This window comes from Nocardioides jensenii JCM 1364 = NBRC 14755 (assembly GCF_001552535.1).
GTDB lineage: Bacteria > Actinomycetota > Actinomycetes > Propionibacteriales > Nocardioidaceae > Nocardioides > Nocardioides jensenii.
Map to the genome: position 1 here is coordinate 1 of NZ_BCRJ01000047.1, position 1,304 is coordinate 1,304.

The following is a 1,304-nucleotide window of genomic DNA, read 5'->3' on the forward strand; positions in this document are numbered from 1 at the left end:
GGCGACGCGGGCCCGGCCCACGAGCTGGCCGGCCCGGCCCGGGGCGACCGGCAACCTGCCGAGGGCAGTCGCACCACGCGTGCGGAGGGCGCGCCTGGCGCGAACCCTCACCTGGGTCAACGGGCTCACGGACATGTCAGACCTCCACGTGCTGGCGGGGATCGCCATAGAACTCGAGCCGCCCGTGGGCGGTCATGAAGGACGCGTCGTCGACGGTCCAGGTGTGCGCGTGCCGGTCGAGGCCGCGCACGGAGACGAAGTTGAACCGGTCTGCGGACCAGATCTTCACGCCGTCGACGATCGCCCGGTCGAGGATGTCGCTGTCGACCGCGCGCGGGATGTCGGAGAAACGCAGGCCGCGCACCACGTCGCCGTCGAAGAGCATCGAGCCGCCCTGGATCCGGCGCACGTAGCTGTGCTCGGTCTCCGGGTAGCGCAGCACGACCGCGCCGCTGGAGCGCAGCCACACGTAGTGCGCCCACTTGCCGACGATGCCTGCGCCGCTGCTGATCCCGGCGTCGAGCAGGTCGGTGAGGTAGTGCGTGCCGTAGTGGTTGTCGTCGTCCATCTTCGCCACGAACGCCCCACCGCAGGCTTCGAGTCCGAGGTTCATGCAGGTGCCGAGCGTGGCGGTGCGCGGCACGTCCACCACGGTCAGGTGCGGTACGCCGGCCGCCTCCGCACGGGCCGCGAGGTCGGCCCGGTCGAGGTCGATGCCGTGGAGGACGAGCACGAGCTCGACGTCGTCGTGGCACTGGCGACCGACGTTGGCCAGCACGTTGTCGATCTCGTGGGGCCGGTTGGTGGGCACGATCGCGGAGACGGAACGGTCGGTCGGCCGCGGTGGCGCGATGCCGTCCAACAGCAGGTCGACGCGGTGGTCGAGGCGGTGCCCGGCGTGCACGGCACGGTGCAGCGCCAGACCTTCGCGGTCACGGAGCTCGGTCTGCTCGAGTCGGGCGATGATCTCGCTGCGCAGGGCGCGGGCGTCGCGGGCGCGGACGACGTACGGCTCGAGGTCGGTGGGCACGGGCAGCCGGTCGAGCGTCACCACCGGGGTGCGGAGTGCGCCGGCCTCGAGGAGCGTCGTGGTGTCCTCGACGTGGTGACGCGGTGCGTCGACCAGCACGGCGGCCTCGTCGAGTGGCACCGGGTGCTGGGCTCGACCACGTAGGACCTTGCTCACCGGGGCGTCCGGGTCGCGCAGGTGCACCGAGACGCCGTCGAGCGGCCGGACCGCCTTGACCACGTCGGCCGCCACGGCGCCGGCGACCCGGGGGTCGACCGGTCCGTCCACGACGAGG

1 protein-coding gene is annotated in these 1,304 nt (G+C 72.5%); it reads right to left on the reverse strand.

Annotation, left to right across the window (positions count from 1 at the left end):
* Positions 1–136: 136 nt before the first annotated feature.
* On the reverse strand, positions 137–1,304 hold a 1,168-nt coding region (locus NJ4_RS11475), incomplete at its 5' end, for a glycosyltransferase (RefSeq protein ID WP_157551085.1).